At 72.2% G+C, this 234-nt stretch carries 1 protein-coding gene; it reads right to left on the bottom strand.

All coding sequences use genetic code 11. The features are described 5' to 3' along the window. The coding region (locus tag FJ658_RS15340; protein WP_255447765.1) for an enoyl-CoA hydratase-related protein at positions 1-234 on the bottom strand (234 nt) is incomplete at both ends.

The raw sequence follows: 234 nt of genomic DNA, 5'->3' as shown, positions 1-234 counted from the left end.
TTCACGGCGCCCATCTCGTGGGCGCGCTCGGCGCCGTACTCCTCGGCCAGGAAGAACACCTCGCGCGCGAACTTCTGACCCACCTGCCGCGCGAAGTACGCCGAGCCGTAGCCCGCGTCGAACGAGCCGACGTCGGCATCCGTCTGCTTGAAGCGCGCGTGCTCGCGGCTGGCGATCGTGAGGTCGCACACGACGTGCAGCGAGTGGCCCCCGCCGGCCGCCCACCCGGGCACG

The organism is Schumannella sp. 10F1B-5-1 (genome assembly GCF_006517535.1).
Taxonomy (GTDB): domain Bacteria; phylum Actinomycetota; class Actinomycetes; order Actinomycetales; family Microbacteriaceae; genus Schumannella.
This window is presented reverse-complemented; position numbering and strand designations above follow the sequence as displayed.